This is a genomic window from Nostoc sp. C117 (assembly GCF_043099735.1).
In the GTDB taxonomy this organism is placed as follows: Bacteria; Cyanobacteriota; Cyanobacteriia; order Cyanobacteriales; family Nostocaceae; genus Nostoc.
Map to the genome: position 1 here is coordinate 5775313 of NZ_CP170991.1, position 17014 is coordinate 5792326.

At 41.9% G+C, this 17014-nt stretch carries 16 protein-coding genes; 10 read left to right on the plus strand and 6 right to left on the minus strand.

All coding sequences use genetic code 11. The features are described from left to right. Nucleotides 1–202: 202 nt before the first annotated feature. On the plus strand, nt 203–1264 hold the full coding sequence (locus ACFG4S_RS24865; RefSeq protein ID WP_392531608.1) for a DMT family transporter: 1062 nt from the start codon (nt 203–205) through the stop codon (nt 1262–1264). Nucleotides 1265–1530: 266 nt separating this feature from the next. Here ACFG4S_RS24865 and ACFG4S_RS24870 read toward each other — a convergent pair whose 3' ends face one another. Further along, on the minus strand, nt 1531–1746 hold the full coding sequence (locus ACFG4S_RS24870) for a chlorophyll a/b-binding protein (RefSeq protein WP_392531609.1): 216 nt from the start codon (nt 1744–1746) through the stop codon (nt 1531–1533). A gap of 180 nt (nt 1747–1926) precedes the next feature. On the opposite strand from ACFG4S_RS24870, the gene thyX reads away from it, so the two are divergent. From thyX to ACFG4S_RS24885, 3 genes are all read left to right on the plus strand, one after another. Further along, entirely contained in the window at nt 1927–2649 is a 723-nt protein-coding gene (gene thyX, locus ACFG4S_RS24875; RefSeq protein WP_392531610.1) for an FAD-dependent thymidylate synthase, read from the plus strand. Between the two features lie 92 nt (nt 2650–2741). Further along, nucleotides 2742–3623, plus strand: coding sequence for an Rpn family recombination-promoting nuclease/putative transposase (locus tag ACFG4S_RS24880; protein WP_392531611.1), 882 nt, complete (start codon nt 2742–2744; stop codon nt 3621–3623). 57 nt (nt 3624–3680) lie between these two features. After that, nucleotides 3681–4481, plus strand: coding sequence for a hypothetical protein (locus ACFG4S_RS24885; RefSeq protein ID WP_392531612.1), 801 nt, complete (start codon nt 3681–3683; stop codon nt 4479–4481). 12 nt (nt 4482–4493) lie between these two features. Here ACFG4S_RS24885 and dcd read toward each other — a convergent pair whose 3' ends face one another. Next, nucleotides 4494–5045, minus strand: a complete 552-nt coding sequence (dcd, locus tag ACFG4S_RS24890) for a dCTP deaminase (protein ID WP_392531613.1) — start codon at nt 5043–5045, stop codon at nt 4494–4496. A gap of 92 nt (nt 5046–5137) precedes the next feature. Next, a complete protein-coding gene (locus tag ACFG4S_RS24895) occupies nt 5138–5674 on the minus strand; it encodes a P-loop NTPase family protein (RefSeq protein WP_392531614.1) in 537 nt (178 codons plus the stop codon). Between the two features lie 342 nt (nt 5675–6016). Here ACFG4S_RS24895 and ACFG4S_RS24900 point away from each other — a divergent pair, with 342 nt between their 5' ends. The 4 genes from ACFG4S_RS24900 (at nt 6017) to ACFG4S_RS24915 (ending at nt 10117) form a co-directional block, all read left to right on the plus strand. Further along, entirely contained in the window at nt 6017–6640 is a 624-nt protein-coding gene (locus tag ACFG4S_RS24900) for an adenylate kinase family protein (RefSeq protein ID WP_392531615.1), read from the plus strand. A gap of 178 nt (nt 6641–6818) precedes the next feature. Continuing rightward, a complete protein-coding gene (gene rph / locus ACFG4S_RS24905) occupies nt 6819–7565 on the plus strand; it encodes a ribonuclease PH (protein ID WP_392531616.1) in 747 nt (248 codons plus the stop codon). Nucleotides 7566–8051: 486 nt separating this feature from the next. Then, nucleotides 8052–8774, plus strand: a complete 723-nt coding sequence (gene pgl / locus ACFG4S_RS24910) for a 6-phosphogluconolactonase (RefSeq protein ID WP_392531617.1) — start codon at nt 8052–8054, stop codon at nt 8772–8774. Nucleotides 8775–9223: 449 nt separating this feature from the next. Next, nucleotides 9224–10117, plus strand: a complete 894-nt coding sequence (locus ACFG4S_RS24915) for an FHA domain-containing protein (protein WP_392531618.1) — start codon at nt 9224–9226, stop codon at nt 10115–10117. A 751-nt stretch (nt 10118–10868) separates the two neighbouring features. On the opposite strand, the gene ACFG4S_RS24920 is transcribed toward ACFG4S_RS24915, so the two are convergent. The 3 genes from ACFG4S_RS24920 to ACFG4S_RS24930 form a co-directional block, all read right to left on the minus strand. Then, a complete protein-coding gene (locus ACFG4S_RS24920; protein WP_392531619.1) occupies nt 10869–12104 on the minus strand; it encodes a DUF445 domain-containing protein in 1236 nt (411 codons plus the stop codon). A gap of 139 nt (nt 12105–12243) precedes the next feature. Continuing rightward, entirely contained in the window at nt 12244–12939 is a 696-nt protein-coding gene (gene ubiE, locus ACFG4S_RS24925; RefSeq protein WP_392531620.1) for a bifunctional demethylmenaquinone methyltransferase/2-methoxy-6-polyprenyl-1,4-benzoquinol methylase UbiE, read from the minus strand. 85 nt (nt 12940–13024) lie between these two features. Continuing rightward, nucleotides 13025–13969, minus strand: coding sequence for a response regulator (locus ACFG4S_RS24930; RefSeq protein ID WP_392531621.1), 945 nt, complete (start codon nt 13967–13969; stop codon nt 13025–13027). 282 nt (nt 13970–14251) lie between these two features. Between ACFG4S_RS24930 and ACFG4S_RS24935 the strand changes: the two genes are divergently transcribed. Then, nucleotides 14252–15337, plus strand: a complete 1086-nt coding sequence (locus ACFG4S_RS24935) for a RuBisCO accumulation factor 1 (protein ID WP_392531622.1) — start codon at nt 14252–14254, stop codon at nt 15335–15337. Nucleotides 15338–15981: 644 nt separating this feature from the next. After that, entirely contained in the window at nt 15982–16755 is a 774-nt protein-coding gene (aqpZ, locus tag ACFG4S_RS24940; protein ID WP_392531623.1) for an aquaporin Z, read from the plus strand. The last annotated feature ends 259 nt before the right edge of the window (nt 16756–17014 follow it).

The window sequence follows — 17014 nt, forward strand, 5'->3', positions numbered from 1 at the left end:
CTGAAGCTGAACTGAAACTAACCCACTATTTTCATGAATTTATCCCTGAACAAAACTTAGTTAATTCTCAGCATTTTTTCAGGGAATGATGGTAGCCTTAAGTCACAGAATAATTTAAGTATTTTTTTTGCAAAACCTCATTCGGAACTCGAATAGAGCAACTTCATATAATTAGCAATGATTCGATCGCGGTGACGTTATTGTGACTAGATCCAGAAGACTACCTCGCCTAATCCATAGAAAAATTTCGGGACAAACATATCTCTGGCTAGCAATGCTAATTTTTGGAGCATCTAGTGCCATCACTCGCAAGCTTACAGAGATTGGTAGCCAACATATCATAGGGCATCGCAATCCGATTTCTTTGTGTAATGTTTTGTTTGTGGGAAACCTGTGTGCCTTAATACTTCTGATCCTAATCTATGGGCGACAATGGAACAAAGCGACTTTAAAGAAGATTTCAAAAAAGGATTGGGTTAGTCTGACAGCAGTAGCAATTTTATCAGGAGCGCTAGCCCCTGGCCTAATTTTCCAAGCGCTGGCACTGACAGGAGTGAACAATATCATTTTGGTTGGACGCTTAGAACCACCGCTAACTATGGCTTTATCAGTCTGGTTGTTGAGGGAACGGGTACATATTTGGGAAATCGCCGGAGCGATCGCAGCATCTGTTGGCGTTATCCTAACTATTATCCTGCAACCCCCACAGGAAGCGATGATGAATATGGGAGGTTTGGTTTTAGGTATAGGAGAACTTTTGGCAGCAGCAGCATCTATAGCCATAGCCGTTTCTACAATTATCGGCAAGAAATACCTTTCCCAAATCCCTTTAGGAATTTATAGTATTTTTCGCACTGCACTAGGAACCGTAATCTTTTTCTTTATTGCCTTGGGACTCTATGGCAAGGATCATTTTGCTGATGTACTCTCACCATTTCTGTGGCAATGGATGTTTCTCTATGGTGGGTTGATTGTAGTCTTAGGTCAGTCATTCTGGATCAAAGGCTTGAAAACTTCTACCGTATCTATGGCTTCCTTAGTCGGATCGTTTAGCCCAATTGCAGGTATTCTCGCAGCTTTTTTAATTTTGGGTGAGGCTCCTACTCTAGCTCAATATATCGGCGGTAGCTTGATTTTAGTAGGCGTATTCCTGAGCCACCTTGGCATTATGCGTAAGGCTCATAGCACATTTGAGTCTCGCAAGGTGAATTCTATGCAAACAGAACAACAGGTAGAAACTGGTATGGGATTTAAGGGGATTTGAAGGGGTATGTTTCATTAAACCCGTTTAAAGCAACTGCCGTTAACTAATCTACCATTTCCTCAAACAGTTCGCGTGCTTGTGTGAAAAATACGCCGTCATTTACGGTAGACGTTTGCATATTCCTAGAATATCCCCTGAATTTCGTCACTTTTAGAGGCTGTCTTTTTACCCTAATCATTGCTGGCAATTGTTTTCTGACAAGCCTCGCATTTCTACTCATTAATCAGGATACCGTCTTTTTAAAACAGCCCCACCCAAATCAATGATTACAGACTTGTCAAAAGGCCAACGATCCCGTGTCCTGTGAATACTTCTAATGCTATGAGAGAAACAAAACCAGTCATTGCTAAACGACCGTTAATCAATTCTGCATAAGGTGTGAATCCAGTGCGATCGCCTTGCTCGTCTACATAAACTTTTGGCTCGATCGCAAAGTTGTTCAGTTTACCTTGGTCGTCAATGATAGCGGTGGTTGTACGCATGTGATTTTCCTTTGTTTTTTCTTATGTAAATAAATGTAACAGAACCATTAATATTTGTAAAGTATCTGAATCTGTCCAAGGCAGAGATATGATGGATCGAGTTCAAAGCCATGCTTAACGAACAGGCTCTGCTCCTTCTTCGTCAGCAATCTCAGTCACAAATCCATTCCCCAAAAGCTAATGCATCGATTTCGAGTAGAGGTTATTGCCAAAACACCAAACCCACAGCAAGTAATTTACGCCGCGATGCACCAGGACTATACCGATGGGTTCGTGTTTGACGAGCGCCATTTATGGCCTTCGGAATCACAATGCGGCGAAGTTATTGTCAAGCGACTTTTGGCGGGAGAAAGAGGACATTATGGACCTCTAGAGCATCCCCAGATTGTTTTTAACTGTGGCTACTTTCCCCACAGTGTTATGCAGCAAGCACGTACTCATAGAGTTTCTGTATCATTTGATGTGCAATCATTTAGATACACAGGTAACCAATTTATTGATGTAGTAGCAGGTAAGAAAGATATAGAAGATGTTTTCTATCTGCGTCCTGTTGGTTATTACACAGATAGACAAGGTAAAAAATACCACTATTCGCCAGAGCAACGAGCAGCAGATTTGGAATGGTGTTTAGAAGCGGCTAAACGATATAAAGCCGATTTTGAAGGTGGAATGTCTGAAGAACACGCCAGAGGTAAAGTACCTTTTGACTATCGTCAGCATTTTGTAGTTAGTTTCAATTTAAGGTCTTTCTTGCATTTTTGTGACCTGAGAAATAAGAAAGATGCTCAACTGGAAATTCAAAAGTTGTGTGAAATGATGTGGCCTCATTTTGCGGATTGGGCACCAGCGATCGCCCAATGGTATGAAAAGCAGCGTTTAGGTAGAGCAAGGTTAGCACCTTAATTTCTTTCTCATCTTATTTAAACTCCTATGGAAAGAAAAAACTATCCTCGGATCTATTGGGTTTGATGTAGGGCGATCGCCTCTATATTTTTATGAACAAAGCTACCGATATTAGCACTAAAAAATTAATTAGCCTTGCACCAAATAATTGGGCAAGATGGGTGACAGGAATTCCCGACATTGTAACAGGCGAAATCTTAAATACAGAATTCCAATGGATTAGCCGACAAAGCGATGTTGTTATTCAGGCTGAAAGTCCCCAATACGGAAAATTTCTCATCCTCAATGAGTTGCAATTACGTCACACACCAGAAGTACCGCGTCGGATGCGTGCATATACTGCTCTTGCAGAAGAGAAATATAAACTACCAACTTACCCTGTACTGATTAACATTCTCAAAATCAGCAACAGTGAAATACCTACAAGTTTTGCATCAAATTTTATCGGGTTAAGGGCAATTCAAGATTACCGCGTCATCAATCTTTGGGAAGTTGACGTAAATATTGCTTTTGAGATGTCGTTACCCTCACTGCTTCCCTTTGTACCAATTCTCAAAGGCGGAGAAAACGAGTCTACAATTAGGGAAGCATTGCGAATGCTACGTGCTGATGAGCAATTAAATCAACTTGAGACAGTTCTGGCATTTTTTGCAACCTTTGTATTAGAAAGTGCTTTAGTTCAAGAAATCATGAGGTGGGATATGACAGTCTTAAGAGAGTCACCTTGGTATCAAGAAATTTTACGTGAGGGAGAAGCACGGGGAGAAGCACGGGGACAAGCACTAGGAGAAGCACAAGGACAAGTACGTGGAATAATCTTTAGCATCGAAACAAGTTTAGAGGCGAAATTTGGTAGCGATGGTTTGGAGTTGATGTCGCTAATTTCGCCAATTTCTGATTTAGAGCAATTGAAAGAGATTTTACGCAGGATTGTTGTAGCAGATACAATTCAAGACTTACAGGATGTTTTGTAGAATAAAGCGATCTCTCTTTGATTTAATCGGTTTGATTTAGGGCGATCGCCTAATGGTATGAAAAGCAAAGTTAAAACCAGGTTAGCACCTTCAAGAATTGTGTATATAGTGAATGATATAGAGTATAATAAATTACGCTATTTCATAATTAGCAAAACAATGAGTGTTATCCCATTTATATTGGATGGTACTAATAGAACAGTCGTAGAGACTAGAGAAGAGTACGAGAAAGCTGGTGGTCTTGAAGGAGATGTAATTTTTATACAGAATCTCAATATCAAACAAATTCATAATACGAAATCTAGCAATGCCAGCTATGATTTAAGAGTTGGTGATGAATACAGAGATCATAGAGACTCCGGTAAAACTGATCTTTTGGAGAATGGCACAATATCTCTTCAACCAGGTTCTGCCGTCATTATTGAGACAGTTGAATCAGTTCAATTTCCCAAATCTAGATTTGGCCATGTAGTTCCAAAAGTATCTCTTCTGCAAGATGGGTTATCTAACACCTCATCAAAGATAGACCCTGGATATGAAGGAAAACTTTCTATCACAGTTTTCAATTTAGGCAAAAGAACAGTTCAGCTTAAGAAAGGACAAGATTTTTGTACGCTCTATGTACTTGATGTCAGGGAAGGAGTTATTCCTTATACAAAAGACGCTAAAAAAATTGCTGGAAACTCTAGAAAGGATTTATTAACTAAAGTTAGAGATTTTATTGAGATAAATCAGACGTACTTTACTATCATCTTAACTATTGCAACTATAGTTTTAACAATAGTTCAAATTGTGCAGCCTTTCGGTCAACAGGAAGTACAGACACTTCCCAAAGAAAGCAGAGAGAAAACTAAATAATTCTTTTGAAGTTTAAACCCTAGCCAGAGTCACGCCCTTTAGTTGGTCTTGATACTTACCCTGGCGTGCTTCATAATTTACAGCACATGGTTCTCCCTCTAAAAACATCAACTGTACTATTCCTTCACTAGCATAAATGCGGCAATCAGCACTAGAAGCGTTGGATAGTTCTAGTGTCAAGTAACCGCGCCAAGCAGCTTCGGCTGGAGTTACATTTGCAATTATTCCGCAACGAGCATAAGTACTCTTACCTATACAAATTACTGTAATATTATCTGGTATTTCCAGCCTTTCAAGGGCGACTCCAAGCCCATAGGAGTGGGCAGGGAGGATGAAGTATTTGCCATTAACATCAGTATGGAGTTCTGTTTGCTCCAAGTTTTCAGGATTAAAATTCTTAGGGTCTACTACAGTGCCTGGAATATGCCTAAAAATGCGGAAATCATCTGGTGATAGTCTGATGTCATAGCCAAAGCTGCTAAGACCATATGAAATTACAGGTAATTTCTCAAGTTGACGGATTAAAGTTGCCTCAAATGGTAAAATCATACCCTTTTGAGCCATTTCAGTAATCCAGATATCGTTCTTAATCACAAGTTCGCTACTAATGTTAATTTAAACAGACTCGATATACTAGCACGAACTGAGTATTTTGTTTAGGGTCGATGACTGCGACGGATTTCTGTAATTTGATCTGCTACATCCAAGAGAGATTTCGGCATCTCTGGCCCTGTGAGAATGATATCGACTTGGGGAGGGCGTTTTGCCAGAAAGGCTAAAACTTCCGTTTCCGGAATTAAACCAAAGTTAATCGCTAAACTTAATTCATCTAAAACCACGAGAGAATACTTACTCTCATTTACTACCTTTTGTGTATACTGCCACAGCTTTTGTAAGGCTTGGTTTTCTGAATCGTCTAAATGTGGTGTATCAATACAACGAGGTAAATCACAGCGAATCCAATCTAAATTTTGTCCTAGTTGTATGGGTCGATCCTGTCCTTGACGAATACCTCCTTTAAGAAACTGTACTATTAACACTGGCGTTCCTTGTCCGGCAATTCTCAGTGATTGAGCTATAACAGTCGTAAAAAAGCTACGATGAGCGCTAGTGAAAACTTGCACTAGTCCTTCTACTGGATATGGTAAGGTAAGCGTTGAATTTATACTTGGTGTTTCTAGTTGGGCAATCATAGACTAAAGTTAAAAAAGTTACAATAAATTACAGATTTTTACTTTGGTTGGCGATTACAAATCTCCCTGTATAATCAATCTGTTTTCACAGGTGTAGTGGATTTGGCAAATTGCATTCTTAGTCAAACACTACCTTGTGCTGAAGTCAAGGGTTATTTTGATTTGAATTTTCGTTTTTTCTCTGAAAGTAGTGGTAAAAATAAGAACACCTAAGTTACAGTTACAATCACTTAAAAAAGCTGGAAGTAGCGCCTGAAAGTCAGTAAATGTTAGATTTTTCGGTTGTTTGGGCAAAACAGATTTAGAAAGTAGTGAATTTGACAGGATGAGGAGTGAATTGTTGTGAGATTAGTGATTCTGGGAGGTTCAGGATCGGGTAAAAGCACTCAAGCAGAAAGGCTTTGCAGATACTTTGATATTCCTCTGATTTCTACAGGTGAGATTTTACGGGAAGCCATATCTGGTGACAAGTCGCTGCCGCAATTCCAATGGTCGCCAGCCGATCCCCGGAGTTATCTTTCTGTTTACGCTAGCCTGAGTGAATTAGGCTACCACGCAGGGACATACGTAGAAAAAGGCGAATTAGTCCCAGACGAAATGATCGTTGAATTGATCCGAATTCGCCTTAGACAACCAGATATTAACTGTGATTGGGTGTTGGAGGGTTATCCCCGTACTGCCTTTCAAGCTGAAGAATTAGATTTTTTCTTGGATGATTTAGGGCAAAAGCTAGATTGGGCGATTTATCTACAAGTTCCAGAAGCAGTGATGGTTAGTCGATCGCTCGGGCGATCGCTACCAGATGACCAACCAGAAATCGTACAGCGTCGTGTAGAAGTATTTTACGATCGCACCATCCCGATCCTAGAATACTACGATCGCCGCCGCCGTCTATTAACCATCAACGGCGACCAATCACCAGAGATAGTGCTGCAAAATATTTTGACTCTGCTTTCAGTTCCTTAGAAGAGTGCTGAGTAGGGAGCGGAGAGTTAGGAGTTAGGAGTGGGGAGTCAAAGTTGACTGAGAACTCTGAACTCAGCACGGGCTAAACGCCCCGCTACCGCTAACAGCACTCTTAATGCCCAATACTCCACTAAGGTAACCTTAAGGCAGTATTCTATGTAATCTTGAGGTAACTCCAATGGCTTGGCAGCGTCCCGACGGCCGTCTTCCTTACGAACTACGTCCCATCAGCTTTTACCCCAGTTTCACCCGCTTTGCTCCTGGTTCTGTTCTTGCAAGATGCGGTGATACTCAGGTACTTTGTACCGTGAGCGTAACTAAGGGAGTTCCCAGATTTCTGGAAGGAAGTGGTAAGGGATGGCTAACTGCTGAATATCGAATGTTGCCATCTGCTACACAACAACGGCAAGAAAGGGAATTATTGAAGTTATCTGGACGGACGCAAGAAATCCAACGTTTAATCGGACGTAGCTTACGCGCAGCCATAGATTTTGAAGCACTGGGAGAACACACGCTGACTGTTGATGCTGATGTGTTGCAAGCTGACGCTGGAACTAGGACAACAGCGATTACAGGTTCTTTTGTCGCCTTGGCTCATGCCATTTCTAAATTGTTGCAGCAGGGGAGGTTGGAGCGATCGCCTTTGTGTGGACAGGTCGCAGCAGTTTCCGTAGGATTACTGGAGGGAGAGCCATTTTTAGATATGAATTATATCGAAGATGTGGCTGCAACAGTAGATTTTAATGTGGTGATGAATCAAGATCTAGGAATCATTGAAGTGCAAGGAACAGGCGAAGAAGGCAGTTTTAGCCGTAGTCAGTTGAATCAGCTGCTAGATGTTGCCCAAAAAGGAATTCAGGAGTTGTTAATCGCCCAACGCGAAGCGATCGCCAACTGGAAAGATCTATTTGTAGGTGATTTGTAATATATCATTGTCGCTATTCAAAATATTTAGTAGGGGCGCAATAACTGCGCCCCTTACGACTCAAAAGGAAGTAATTAATTATTTTTATAAATTTTTGTTAATTTTTAAGAAAATTATTCTATCTACTGTCAATCAACAAAGTATGAAATAACTGGGTGTAAACAAAAATAATCATGATAGTAGTTAGTAGTTCGCATTAGTGAACTTTTGCTCTTTAAAGATTAAAGGGAAAAGGGGAAAGCTTTTTAATGTCTTTCACTTTGTCTTTTTACCTAGTTTTCCCCACCATCCAACAATTTTGGGTTAGCAGACTACTAGTAGTTAGTACGACTGACTACTGACAACTTACCTTTGAAGGTGATAAAGTGCTTCCACATTTATTTAAGCTACTTAATCCATGATGTTAAATATTTCAAAAGTTAAAAAGGGAGATTGTAATAAGTTCGGTATTGTATTGCTGGAAGCCAGCAATATCATGATGAAGCTATGAACAAAACGGTTGAAATTCTACCGGATCAGCCAGCGCTGGTTGCACGAGCGCTAGAATTAATTTTGTCGAAGTTAGAAACTGCCATTGAGCAGCGGGGGCAATTTACCATTGCCTTATCTGGCGGTAGTACACCTAAGCCGTTATACGAAGCGATTGCTAATCAAAAATTGCCTTGGGATAAAATTCATGTATTCTGGGGGGATGAACGTTACGTACCATCGGATCATCCCGATAGCAATGAATTGATGACGCGTCGTGCATGGCTAAATCATGTTGATATCCCAGCGGCTAACATTCACCCCGTACCAACTTTAGAAGCTAATCCAGAACTGGCTGCTGCTAAGTATGAACAGCATCTCAAAGAATTTTTCAATTCTCCTGGGGTCGAATTTCCAGTTTTGGATGTAATATTACTAGGAATGGGTGATGATGCACATACCGCATCTTTGTTTCCTCACACAGAGGCTCTGAAAGTACGCGATCGCCTGATTACTGTGGGTAACAAAGACGGAAACCCCCGGATAAGTTTCACATACCCCTTCATCAACTCTGCTCGCAGCGTGATTTTTCTGGTTGCTGGTGCTAACAAAAGACCAGCTTTGGCGCAAGTTTTTGCGCCCATCGCCGATGACTTCGCTTACCCATCGCGTCTAATTCAGCCCCAAGGAAAACTTTGGTGGCTGCTAGATGCAGCAGCAGGGTTGGAACTCCAAACTTAAGAAAGAAGGGGCATTGGGCATCCCTTTGACTTCACTACCTCAGCTACTTCGACTTTGCGGTAGTTGAATCTCGACTTCTCCTAACGGAGACGCTACGCGAACGCTCGATTTCCGCGTAGTCAAAACTCAGTACAAGTTTGCTCGGCACAAGTCAGGGCAAGTGGGCATTGGGCATTGGGAGGGGTGGGGTGGTGGGGTGAAATTCTTTCCCCATACTTCGGCTTTGCGGTAGTTGAATCTCGACTCACTTCGACGCCGCTCAGTGCAAGTCGCTCGATTTCCGCGTAGTCGAAACTTAGTACAAGTCAGTTCACTATAAGTCTCCCCATCTCCCAGCCCCCTACCCCGCGTCCCCTCAGGACAATTGTTACAATCGAAAACTAAGGCTGCCCCTGGAGCTTGCCAGTCGTACCTAATTTTACGATGATCTTGAACAAAGGCTAAAATCGATGATCGTCTGCCCTAATTGCAATCATCCCAATCCTGACGGCGCTGTGCAGTGTGAAGCGTGCTACACGCCGTTACCAGCAACTACTCACTGTCCCAGTTGTGCTGCAACGGTGCAGGCAGATGCTGCATTTTGTGGACAGTGTGGCTATAATTTGCACTCAGCAGCAGTTCCACACGTTCATGCCCCAGTGGCTGCAACAGTTACTCCCGATATGTCTGTGGAAGTTCCGCCATTAGTTACTCCCGATCCACTTCTAGAACTTTTACAACCAGATGCTTTGGGAATGAGCGGATCTAATAACTCCCATCCTCCTGTAACCTCATCTTTACCACCAACTGCGGTGGCAGTTTCCCCAGTAACTCCGCCACAGGCAGATGTTTCAGAAAACAGCCCACCAACACCACCGCCAACTGTCGCTGCTGAACCTGCTGCTGAACCTATAGTATCTAGCCAAAGTATTCCTACACCACCGCCTTTGGAACCAGAACCAATCTTAGAGACGGAAGTATCCCCACCATCAACACCAACACCAACAGTAACTGCGGCCAGAACGCAATTACAGCAGGTGAGTGCGCGATTAGTCCACGTTCAAACTGATACGTTGATTGAATTGCCACAAAATTTCTCTGTGATTCATATTGGCAAGCCAAACGATCGCATTCCTCCAGATGTGGATGTTTCAGGATTTCCCAATTCAGAAATTGTCTCGCGGATTCATGCAGATGTTCGCGTCGAAGGAGACGCTCACTATGTAGAAGATGTAGGAAGTTCCAATGGCACTTACATCAATAATTTGCCACTACTACCGGGGAATCGTCACCGATTACGACCAGGCGATCGCATTAGTTTGGGCAAAGGAGATTTGATGACATTCCTGTTTCAACTTGCTTAGCTATCTTTATTTGTAGTCATTAGTCATTTGTAATAAAAGTGACTAATGACCAATGACAGACTTTATCAGTAAATATCTATAGATTTTGGATTTTATATAAGTACAGTCTTTGCAAAGAGAGATACAAGGTGAGTCCAAATAATTCTTAATTTATTTATCTTACCGAGTACTAGTTAAATTAAACTTACTCAGTACTTATTTACTTGAGTTTTAGCAAGAAAGCCAGAGGGTAGGAGACTCAGTTGGCAGAAGGGAATTCTGATTCCTGGCCTCTGCCACGACCAAAGGGAGTAAAGGTTGAAGCCCCACTCCAAAATCTCTGCCACAGGTGTACTGCAAGACGCTTGATAGCGCAGTGTTAGAGATGCAGGAGCGTCTGACTCGCTTTTTCGTGTCGCTATCAATCAGTGTAGGTCTGTTCAGGGAGCGTCTCCTAGAGAAGCCTAGTAGTTCGCCAACCCAAAATTACTGGGTGGAGGTCGGCAGAGGAGCAGGGGAGCAGAGGAGAGATTTGTACAAGTTCTTTCCCCCCTGCCCCTCTGCACCTCTGCCCAAGAGCTTGCCACCACGCAAAATTCCCTTGGCAGACTAATAGACTGCAAGAGCAAACCTTCTGCCTTCTACCCTCAGCAAGAAGTGCTTTTTTCACCCAAATCTTCTCTCAAAAGGCGATCGCTCTATTTTGCTTGTTTCAAACAAGGAGCAATTTGTCACTATCATTTTGCAAAAATTTACAGGCAGCAAGAAAAAACTAATATTGGCTTAATAGTAAAAACACTGTTTGGAATAAACCCACAACAAAACCCAAAACACCACCTAAAGTTACAATTGCCTGTAATTCATTTTTGACAATTCCTTCAATAGCTGCTTCTAAATCAGCGGGTGAAGTAGATTTTACACGGTCAACTATTACTTGATCTATTGACAAAATTGGAATCACCTGTGCCACAATTACTTCTAAATCTTTTTCTAAATACTTTTCTAAAATTAAAGCCAATTCTTGACTCATCACTTCTAAAGAAGTATTAACAACAGGTGAAGTACTAAGGCGATTCAACAGGACTACAGCAATATTTTCCCAATCAACAGAATCAGTTAACCCTTGTAGTAAATCACTGCCACTGCTTTGTAGGTAATGGCGGACACTTTCGCCTGTGGTTTTTCGTAATTGCCGTACTGTGCCAATTGGCAAATTTTGTAATGATGAATTTTGCAGTAATTTTCTAATGCGATCGCGCATTTGCAAATCTTGAGTTAATTCCTGCAAGCGAGTATTTGTAGCTTCTTTCTCATCTAAGCAAAAAGTTCTGAGCCGCGTCAGAGTATTACGTAAACCAAACAAATTTGCGACTACCCAATAAGTACCACTGGTTTTTTCCCGAAAGCCTTCATCAATAATTTGAATTGTGCGATCGGTCAAAAAATCAATTATTGCTTGGCGCAATATATCCGGCGGTAAAACTACTTGCAATAACCAATCTGCAAGCCGCGTTGCTTGTTCTTCACTTAGTTGAAATTCCAACAATATACGATCAAAAATTTGCGTGATTTGCGCTTCCAAAAAATCTTCTCGTCGTGCCAAAACCTTCAATAATCGTGGCAGGGATTCTCCTAGTAAATCCCGTAAAATTCCCGCGACAATTTTGGCACTTTTTTGGTTTTTATCTGTTTTGATTTGTTCGATCGCCAGCCGCAACAACCAGAGAATTGCTCCTTGTACCCGTTCTGTTTGCAAGAGACGCCGTGCCAGATTTTGCAATTCTTGTGGTGTCAGTAGCGACCCCATAATTGTCTTAGAAATGTTCTGAGCTAGACGTTCCTGGTTACGGGGAATTAATCCAGGGGTAAAGGGTACTCTTCGTCCAGCAATATAAATTGCTCGGTAAGGACGGAACAACATTTTGATGGCTATATCATTTGTGAAATAGCCAATAATTGCACCCAGTACCGGGGGAGACACATAAAGCCAAAGATGAGACCAGTCCAAGGGAAGAATTAAAAAAGTTAGGAGTGAGCAGTGAGGAGTAGAGACGCGACTAATCGCGTTTATACAGGAATTAGAAATGATAAATTGTCAATGAGAATTTATAACTACTCAAAATTCATAACTTTTAATTCCTAACTCATCACTCATTTTTCTTGACTACTAGCACTCCCATCATATCGTTCGCAATGGGGTAGTGGGTGGCAATGGCAAAACCAACTTGATGAGCGAATTTTATTTGCTCTTTGCCAATGGGAAAGCGATCTAAGCTAGGACTGATGTAAGCATATTCTTGCTTTAAGCCTAAATAATTGGCAACTGGCACCACAAAATTGTCCAGATAGGCCTGCTGAAAGGCACGTAGCTGAGGATTACTCGGTCGATGAAAGTCTAAAATCGCAGCTTTAGCTCCTGGTTTCAGGACACGGTATAACTCTTGAAGACTGCGAGAAATATCTTTGACATTTCTTAAGCCATAGCCCATTGTTGCGGCATCAAATTGGTTATCGTCAAAGGGTAAATTAAGCACATCGGCTTCTATCCAGGTGATAACAGGTTGAAGGTACTGCTTTTGGGAGCGTTCTTTAGCAGTTTCTAGCAGGTTTGGAGAAAAATCTACTCCGTACACCTGTCCTGTTGCTCCCACACGTCGTCCTAAACGTAAGGCTAAATCACCACTACCGCAACACAAATCTAGTGCATTATCACCCGGTTTCGCTGCACTCCATTTCACTGCCATTTCTTTCCAGATTCGGTGTTGTCCCAGACTCAACCAATCATTCAACTGATCGTAAACTGGGGCAATACGGTTAAAAATGGACTGAATTTCGTTAGTCATTGGGTATTGGGCATTGGGCATTCATTGGGCATTGGGCATTGGTTTTTGACAAATGACAAATGACAAATGACAACTACACAATGCTTTAATGGCAGCGATTACTAGTTAGAGCGATCGCTACTAGTTGCGCTGATAAATCAATCAGCCTTAATTCATCTTCTCGCAAAACGCACGGTTGTTTCCACTGTAATGACAATACGCCCAACAATTGATTGCGGTAGCTAATCGGCATAACTAAATGTGCTTGCACACCACTATTTTTGTAGTGAATGGCATCATTTAATTTGGTGTCTTTAAGTATATTCAAGGAAACTTGAATTTGCCCTGTGGCGATCGCTTCCTGTGTTAGTGGGTCTTGGGAAAGCCAATTTTCTATTTTACCTGTATCGCTGTAACTGCCTTGGGTATCAACCAGAGTATTTTCATTTATCAATTGTAGAATACAGCCTTGGGTACCAAAAGTCTCAGAAAAAGCCCTAGCAATTGGGGCGAGAGTTTCCTCTAAGTTGGAAGTTGCTTGAGTTATCTGTACCAAAACACTCAGGAGCGCCATTTGAGCTTGGGCACGACGTAATTCTTCTGTACGTTGCTTGAGCAAGTCGTAGGTTTCTGCTGCTCTTTGCACTACCGCCTTCAGTTCGCCTGGGTCCCAAGGCTTGGTGATATATTTGTAGACTTGCCCGGCGTTAATCGCTTCTACCAAGTCTTCAATATCAGTAAATCCGGTGAGAATTATCCGGACTGTATCGGGAAACTGAGGTACAGTTTTGCTGAGAAACTCAGTTCCTTTCATTTCTGGCATCCGTTGATCGGAGATAATCACCGCTACCTCTCCTTCTGCTGCCAAAACTTGTAGGGCGTTGACCCCACTATCAGCTTTCAGAACATTAAAATCGCGGCGAAAGGTGCGATAAAGCAGATCGAGATTATCTGGTTCATCGTCAACTACGAGAATTTTTAGTTTTTTTGGACGTTCGAGAGTCATAACTTGATACTGGACTTTATCAATTTCCAGACTGCCATTATCCATAAAATCTTTCCTTTAAATATTTCATTATCTTGTTATATTCCATACCAAGCTTAATTGAAAATAGCAACATTCTATCAGGGGTTATCACGGAGTAAATTTTAATTTTTAGACACATTTAATTGATAAGCACGGACTAAATTTGCTTGTCAAAATCTTTTAGTTATTCAGCTGAACTTATCATAGATGAACTCAAGACAGTAGCTCTGGGTAATGGATAGATTAGAATAAGACTTGCTCATAGGTATTTATCAACCTTTCAAGTTGAAGCTCAAACTCCGATTTATGACTGATCTACCACCCAACACTCACAATTCCGAAAATACTACTGACGATGTAGCACAAGAGTTACTGCGAAAGTTGAGGCAAAAGCAAGGCAACTGGGTGGAATGGGGATACGCGATCGCCTCGTTGCAAAAAATTGGTTACAATCCCCAAGATATATTTGAAGCAACAGGATTTGAGCCGATTCAACAAAATCAGGTGATTGTTGGTTCCCAAGTTTACAATTCTTTGGAAAAGTCGGAAGTTTCCGAAGCAGTGCGATCGCACTATGCCACTCGCGGTAGTGATGTTTTGTATGAGTTGCGTTTGCTCACCCAAGAAGAACGCGCCGCCGCTGCGGCACTAATCTTCGACCAGAAAATAGACTCCGATGAAGCGCGGGAAGTTGCCAAAGCCATCAAGGAATTTTCCTATTTCCGCACTTTGCCAGAAGGATTTTCTGCCCATCCTGGGGATGCAGTTGCTTATCAAGTTTGGAAACTAGCACGGCAAAACTCAGATTTACAACAGCGATCGCGTCTGATTGCTAAAGGTTTGCGTTTTGCTCACACCCCAGAAGCCAGAAAACAAATCGAAGAATTACTGACTGATTTTACTACCGTCCCCAAGCGTCCGGCTCCAATTTTACCCTTTTACCGCCTGGAATCTGAAGAACAATTACCCCGAATTGTGCCTGTGGTAGGGGAATTGCCATTATCAGCGCAAGATTTACAAGCTGTGCCTCTAGTGACAGCAGTTGAACCATTTCGCATGGTTAAATTTGCCGGAGAGCAAGCTTGGGTGCCCTTACCAGGTTGGCAAGTGCTGTTGGCGGCAGAAGATCCAGTAGCGATTTTAGGAAATAGCGATCGCTTACCGAACCAAAATCCAAGTCAAGCAGAATCAGTGGTAATAGTGGTAGACCGCGCCCAACGGCAATGGGATGCTTCTAACTACTTTGTTATTGAAAAAGCTGGGGAATTAGATTTTAAATGGTTTGAAACTGAGCCAGAAATTGCTCTACTAGGACGAATAATTATTATTTTGCGTCGGAAGAAAATTCTAGATGAAGAATTAACTAAGGATTCATGGCAGATTGACGAATAAATTCAATTTTAGATTGTGTCGAAAATCAGAGCATTACATCTGTTAAGAGTGGGAGCATCTCACCTTTGCAAATATACCAGGCGATTAGAAATCGCGGCTACGCGGGTTCAAAGAATTTGAAACCCACCTGCGTGGGTTTTGTCTGTATAGCCAAGCCAGTGCGGTTTTCTCCCAAAGGGAGAGGCTAGCGCCTTTCCTTCTCTACGAGACGCTACGCGAACGGAACGCTATGCGATCGCGGAGCGTCTCGTAGAGAAGGGGGTTTCCCCCATGAGCAACTGGCGCACGAATTCCATTCGCCAGGGCAAGTGTGTTTTTACACTCATTGAGATGCTCCGGTTAAGAGTTCCCTGTTTCTAAGGGTAGCTACAGGAATTAAATTCGATCGCTATGCCTAAATAAAATTATTAAAAAATTAAGCATTTTTTTTGTAATTTTAGTTTTTCCGGTATCTTCATATTTTATAAGGACGATTTCTTCTTAAAGAAAAAATAAATCTTTATTTTTTCGATTTAGTTTAATAACAAAACAACCTCAATAGATTTACTGGTAACAGGAATATCTCAAATATTCTGCAATTTATAGTTATCAGTTAGTAATATTCAATTTTTGATTTGTATCTGAATTAAGGAGTGCTTTTAAAGATGTCTCTGATGAAACGTTGCTTGGCTGAATTTATTGGTACATTTTGGCTTGTTTTAGGTGGCTGTGGTAGTGCTGTTCTAGCGGCCGCCTACACAGCAGATGCTGCAAAAATCAGCGAAAATACTTCTTTCCCATTGGGTATTGGATTAGTAGGTGTATCCCTGGCATTTGGGCTTACTGTCCTCACAGGGGCTTATGCTTTTGGTCATATTTCTGGAGGTCATTTCAACCCAGCTGTTTCGTTTGGACTGTGGGCAGGTAAGCGGTTTCCGGGGTCTGACTTACTACCTTACATCGTCTCTCAAGCGATCGGTGCAGTTGTTGGTGCGGGCATTATCTACCTGATTGCTAGCGGCAAAACTGGATTTACCCTGACTGGCTCCAACCCATTGGCTACCAACGGTTATGGTACTCATTCTCCAGGTGGTTATACGCTATTTGCTTGCCTTATCACTGAAGTTGTGATGACTTTCATGTTTCTGTTGATTATTCTGGGTGTCACTGATAAGCGCGCTCCTAAAGGATTTGCACCACTGGCAATTGGTTTTGGACTCACCTTGATTCACCTAATTAGCATTCCTGTAACCAATACCTCGGTTAATCCTGCCCGTAGTACTGGAGTTGCTCTATTTGCGGGTGTAGAACTTTTTTCACAAGTCTGGCTGTTTTGGATAGCTCCTATCTTGGGGGCTGTTTTAGCAGGATGGTTATACGTAGCCGTCTTTAGTGAATCAAGTGTGCCAGAACAACAAAATATTAAGGAGCTAGTCTAACGCTCTTTTATTACTCTGGTCTGACTAAATTTGAAACCCTATTTTGGAGTTAGTCCACGTGGTGCGCTTCGCGCAGCGCAAGCGCACCACGTGGACTTTGTTTGTGTAGCAGCGATTTCTAATCGCTTGGATTATTCTCTCTCTAGAGTCATAGAAGAGCGCTAAGAGCCTTTTTCAACTGTATGAGTTGTCCTGGTATTTCCAGTTTTTATAGCAGTTAATCAAAACGGGGAAGAGTTGGATCTGCAAAGATTAATAG

What these genes read in the sequence shown, in the direction of transcription:
- ACFG4S_RS24870 (WP_392531609.1), bottom strand. Translation starts at nt 1,746, where the DNA reads ATGCGTACAACCACCGCTATCATTGACGACCAAGGTAAACTGAACAAC.
- thyX (WP_392531610.1), top strand. Translation starts at nt 1,927, where the DNA reads ATGCATCGATTTCGAGTAGAGGTTATTGCCAAAACACCAAACCCACAG.
- ACFG4S_RS24880 (WP_392531611.1), top strand. Translation starts at nt 2,742, where the DNA reads ATGAACAAAGCTACCGATATTAGCACTAAAAAATTAATTAGCCTTGCA.
- ACFG4S_RS24885 (WP_392531612.1), top strand. Translation starts at nt 3,681, where the DNA reads ATGAAAAGCAAAGTTAAAACCAGGTTAGCACCTTCAAGAATTGTGTAT.
- dcd (WP_392531613.1), bottom strand. Translation starts at nt 5,045, where the DNA reads ATGGCTCAAAAGGGTATGATTTTACCATTTGAGGCAACTTTAATCCGT.
- ACFG4S_RS24895 (WP_392531614.1), bottom strand. Translation starts at nt 5,674, where the DNA reads ATGATTGCCCAACTAGAAACACCAAGTATAAATTCAACGCTTACCTTA.
- rph (WP_392531616.1), top strand. Translation starts at nt 6,819, where the DNA reads ATGGCTTGGCAGCGTCCCGACGGCCGTCTTCCTTACGAACTACGTCCC.
- pgl (WP_392531617.1), top strand. Translation starts at nt 8,052, where the DNA reads ATGAACAAAACGGTTGAAATTCTACCGGATCAGCCAGCGCTGGTTGCA.
- ACFG4S_RS24915 (WP_392531618.1), top strand. Translation starts at nt 9,224, where the DNA reads ATGATCGTCTGCCCTAATTGCAATCATCCCAATCCTGACGGCGCTGTG.
- ubiE (WP_392531620.1), bottom strand. Translation starts at nt 12,939, where the DNA reads ATGACTAACGAAATTCAGTCCATTTTTAACCGTATTGCCCCAGTTTAC.
- ACFG4S_RS24930 (WP_392531621.1), bottom strand. Translation starts at nt 13,969, where the DNA reads ATGGATAATGGCAGTCTGGAAATTGATAAAGTCCAGTATCAAGTTATG.
- ACFG4S_RS24935 (WP_392531622.1), top strand. Translation starts at nt 14,252, where the DNA reads ATGACTGATCTACCACCCAACACTCACAATTCCGAAAATACTACTGAC.
- aqpZ (WP_392531623.1), top strand. Translation starts at nt 15,982, where the DNA reads ATGTCTCTGATGAAACGTTGCTTGGCTGAATTTATTGGTACATTTTGG.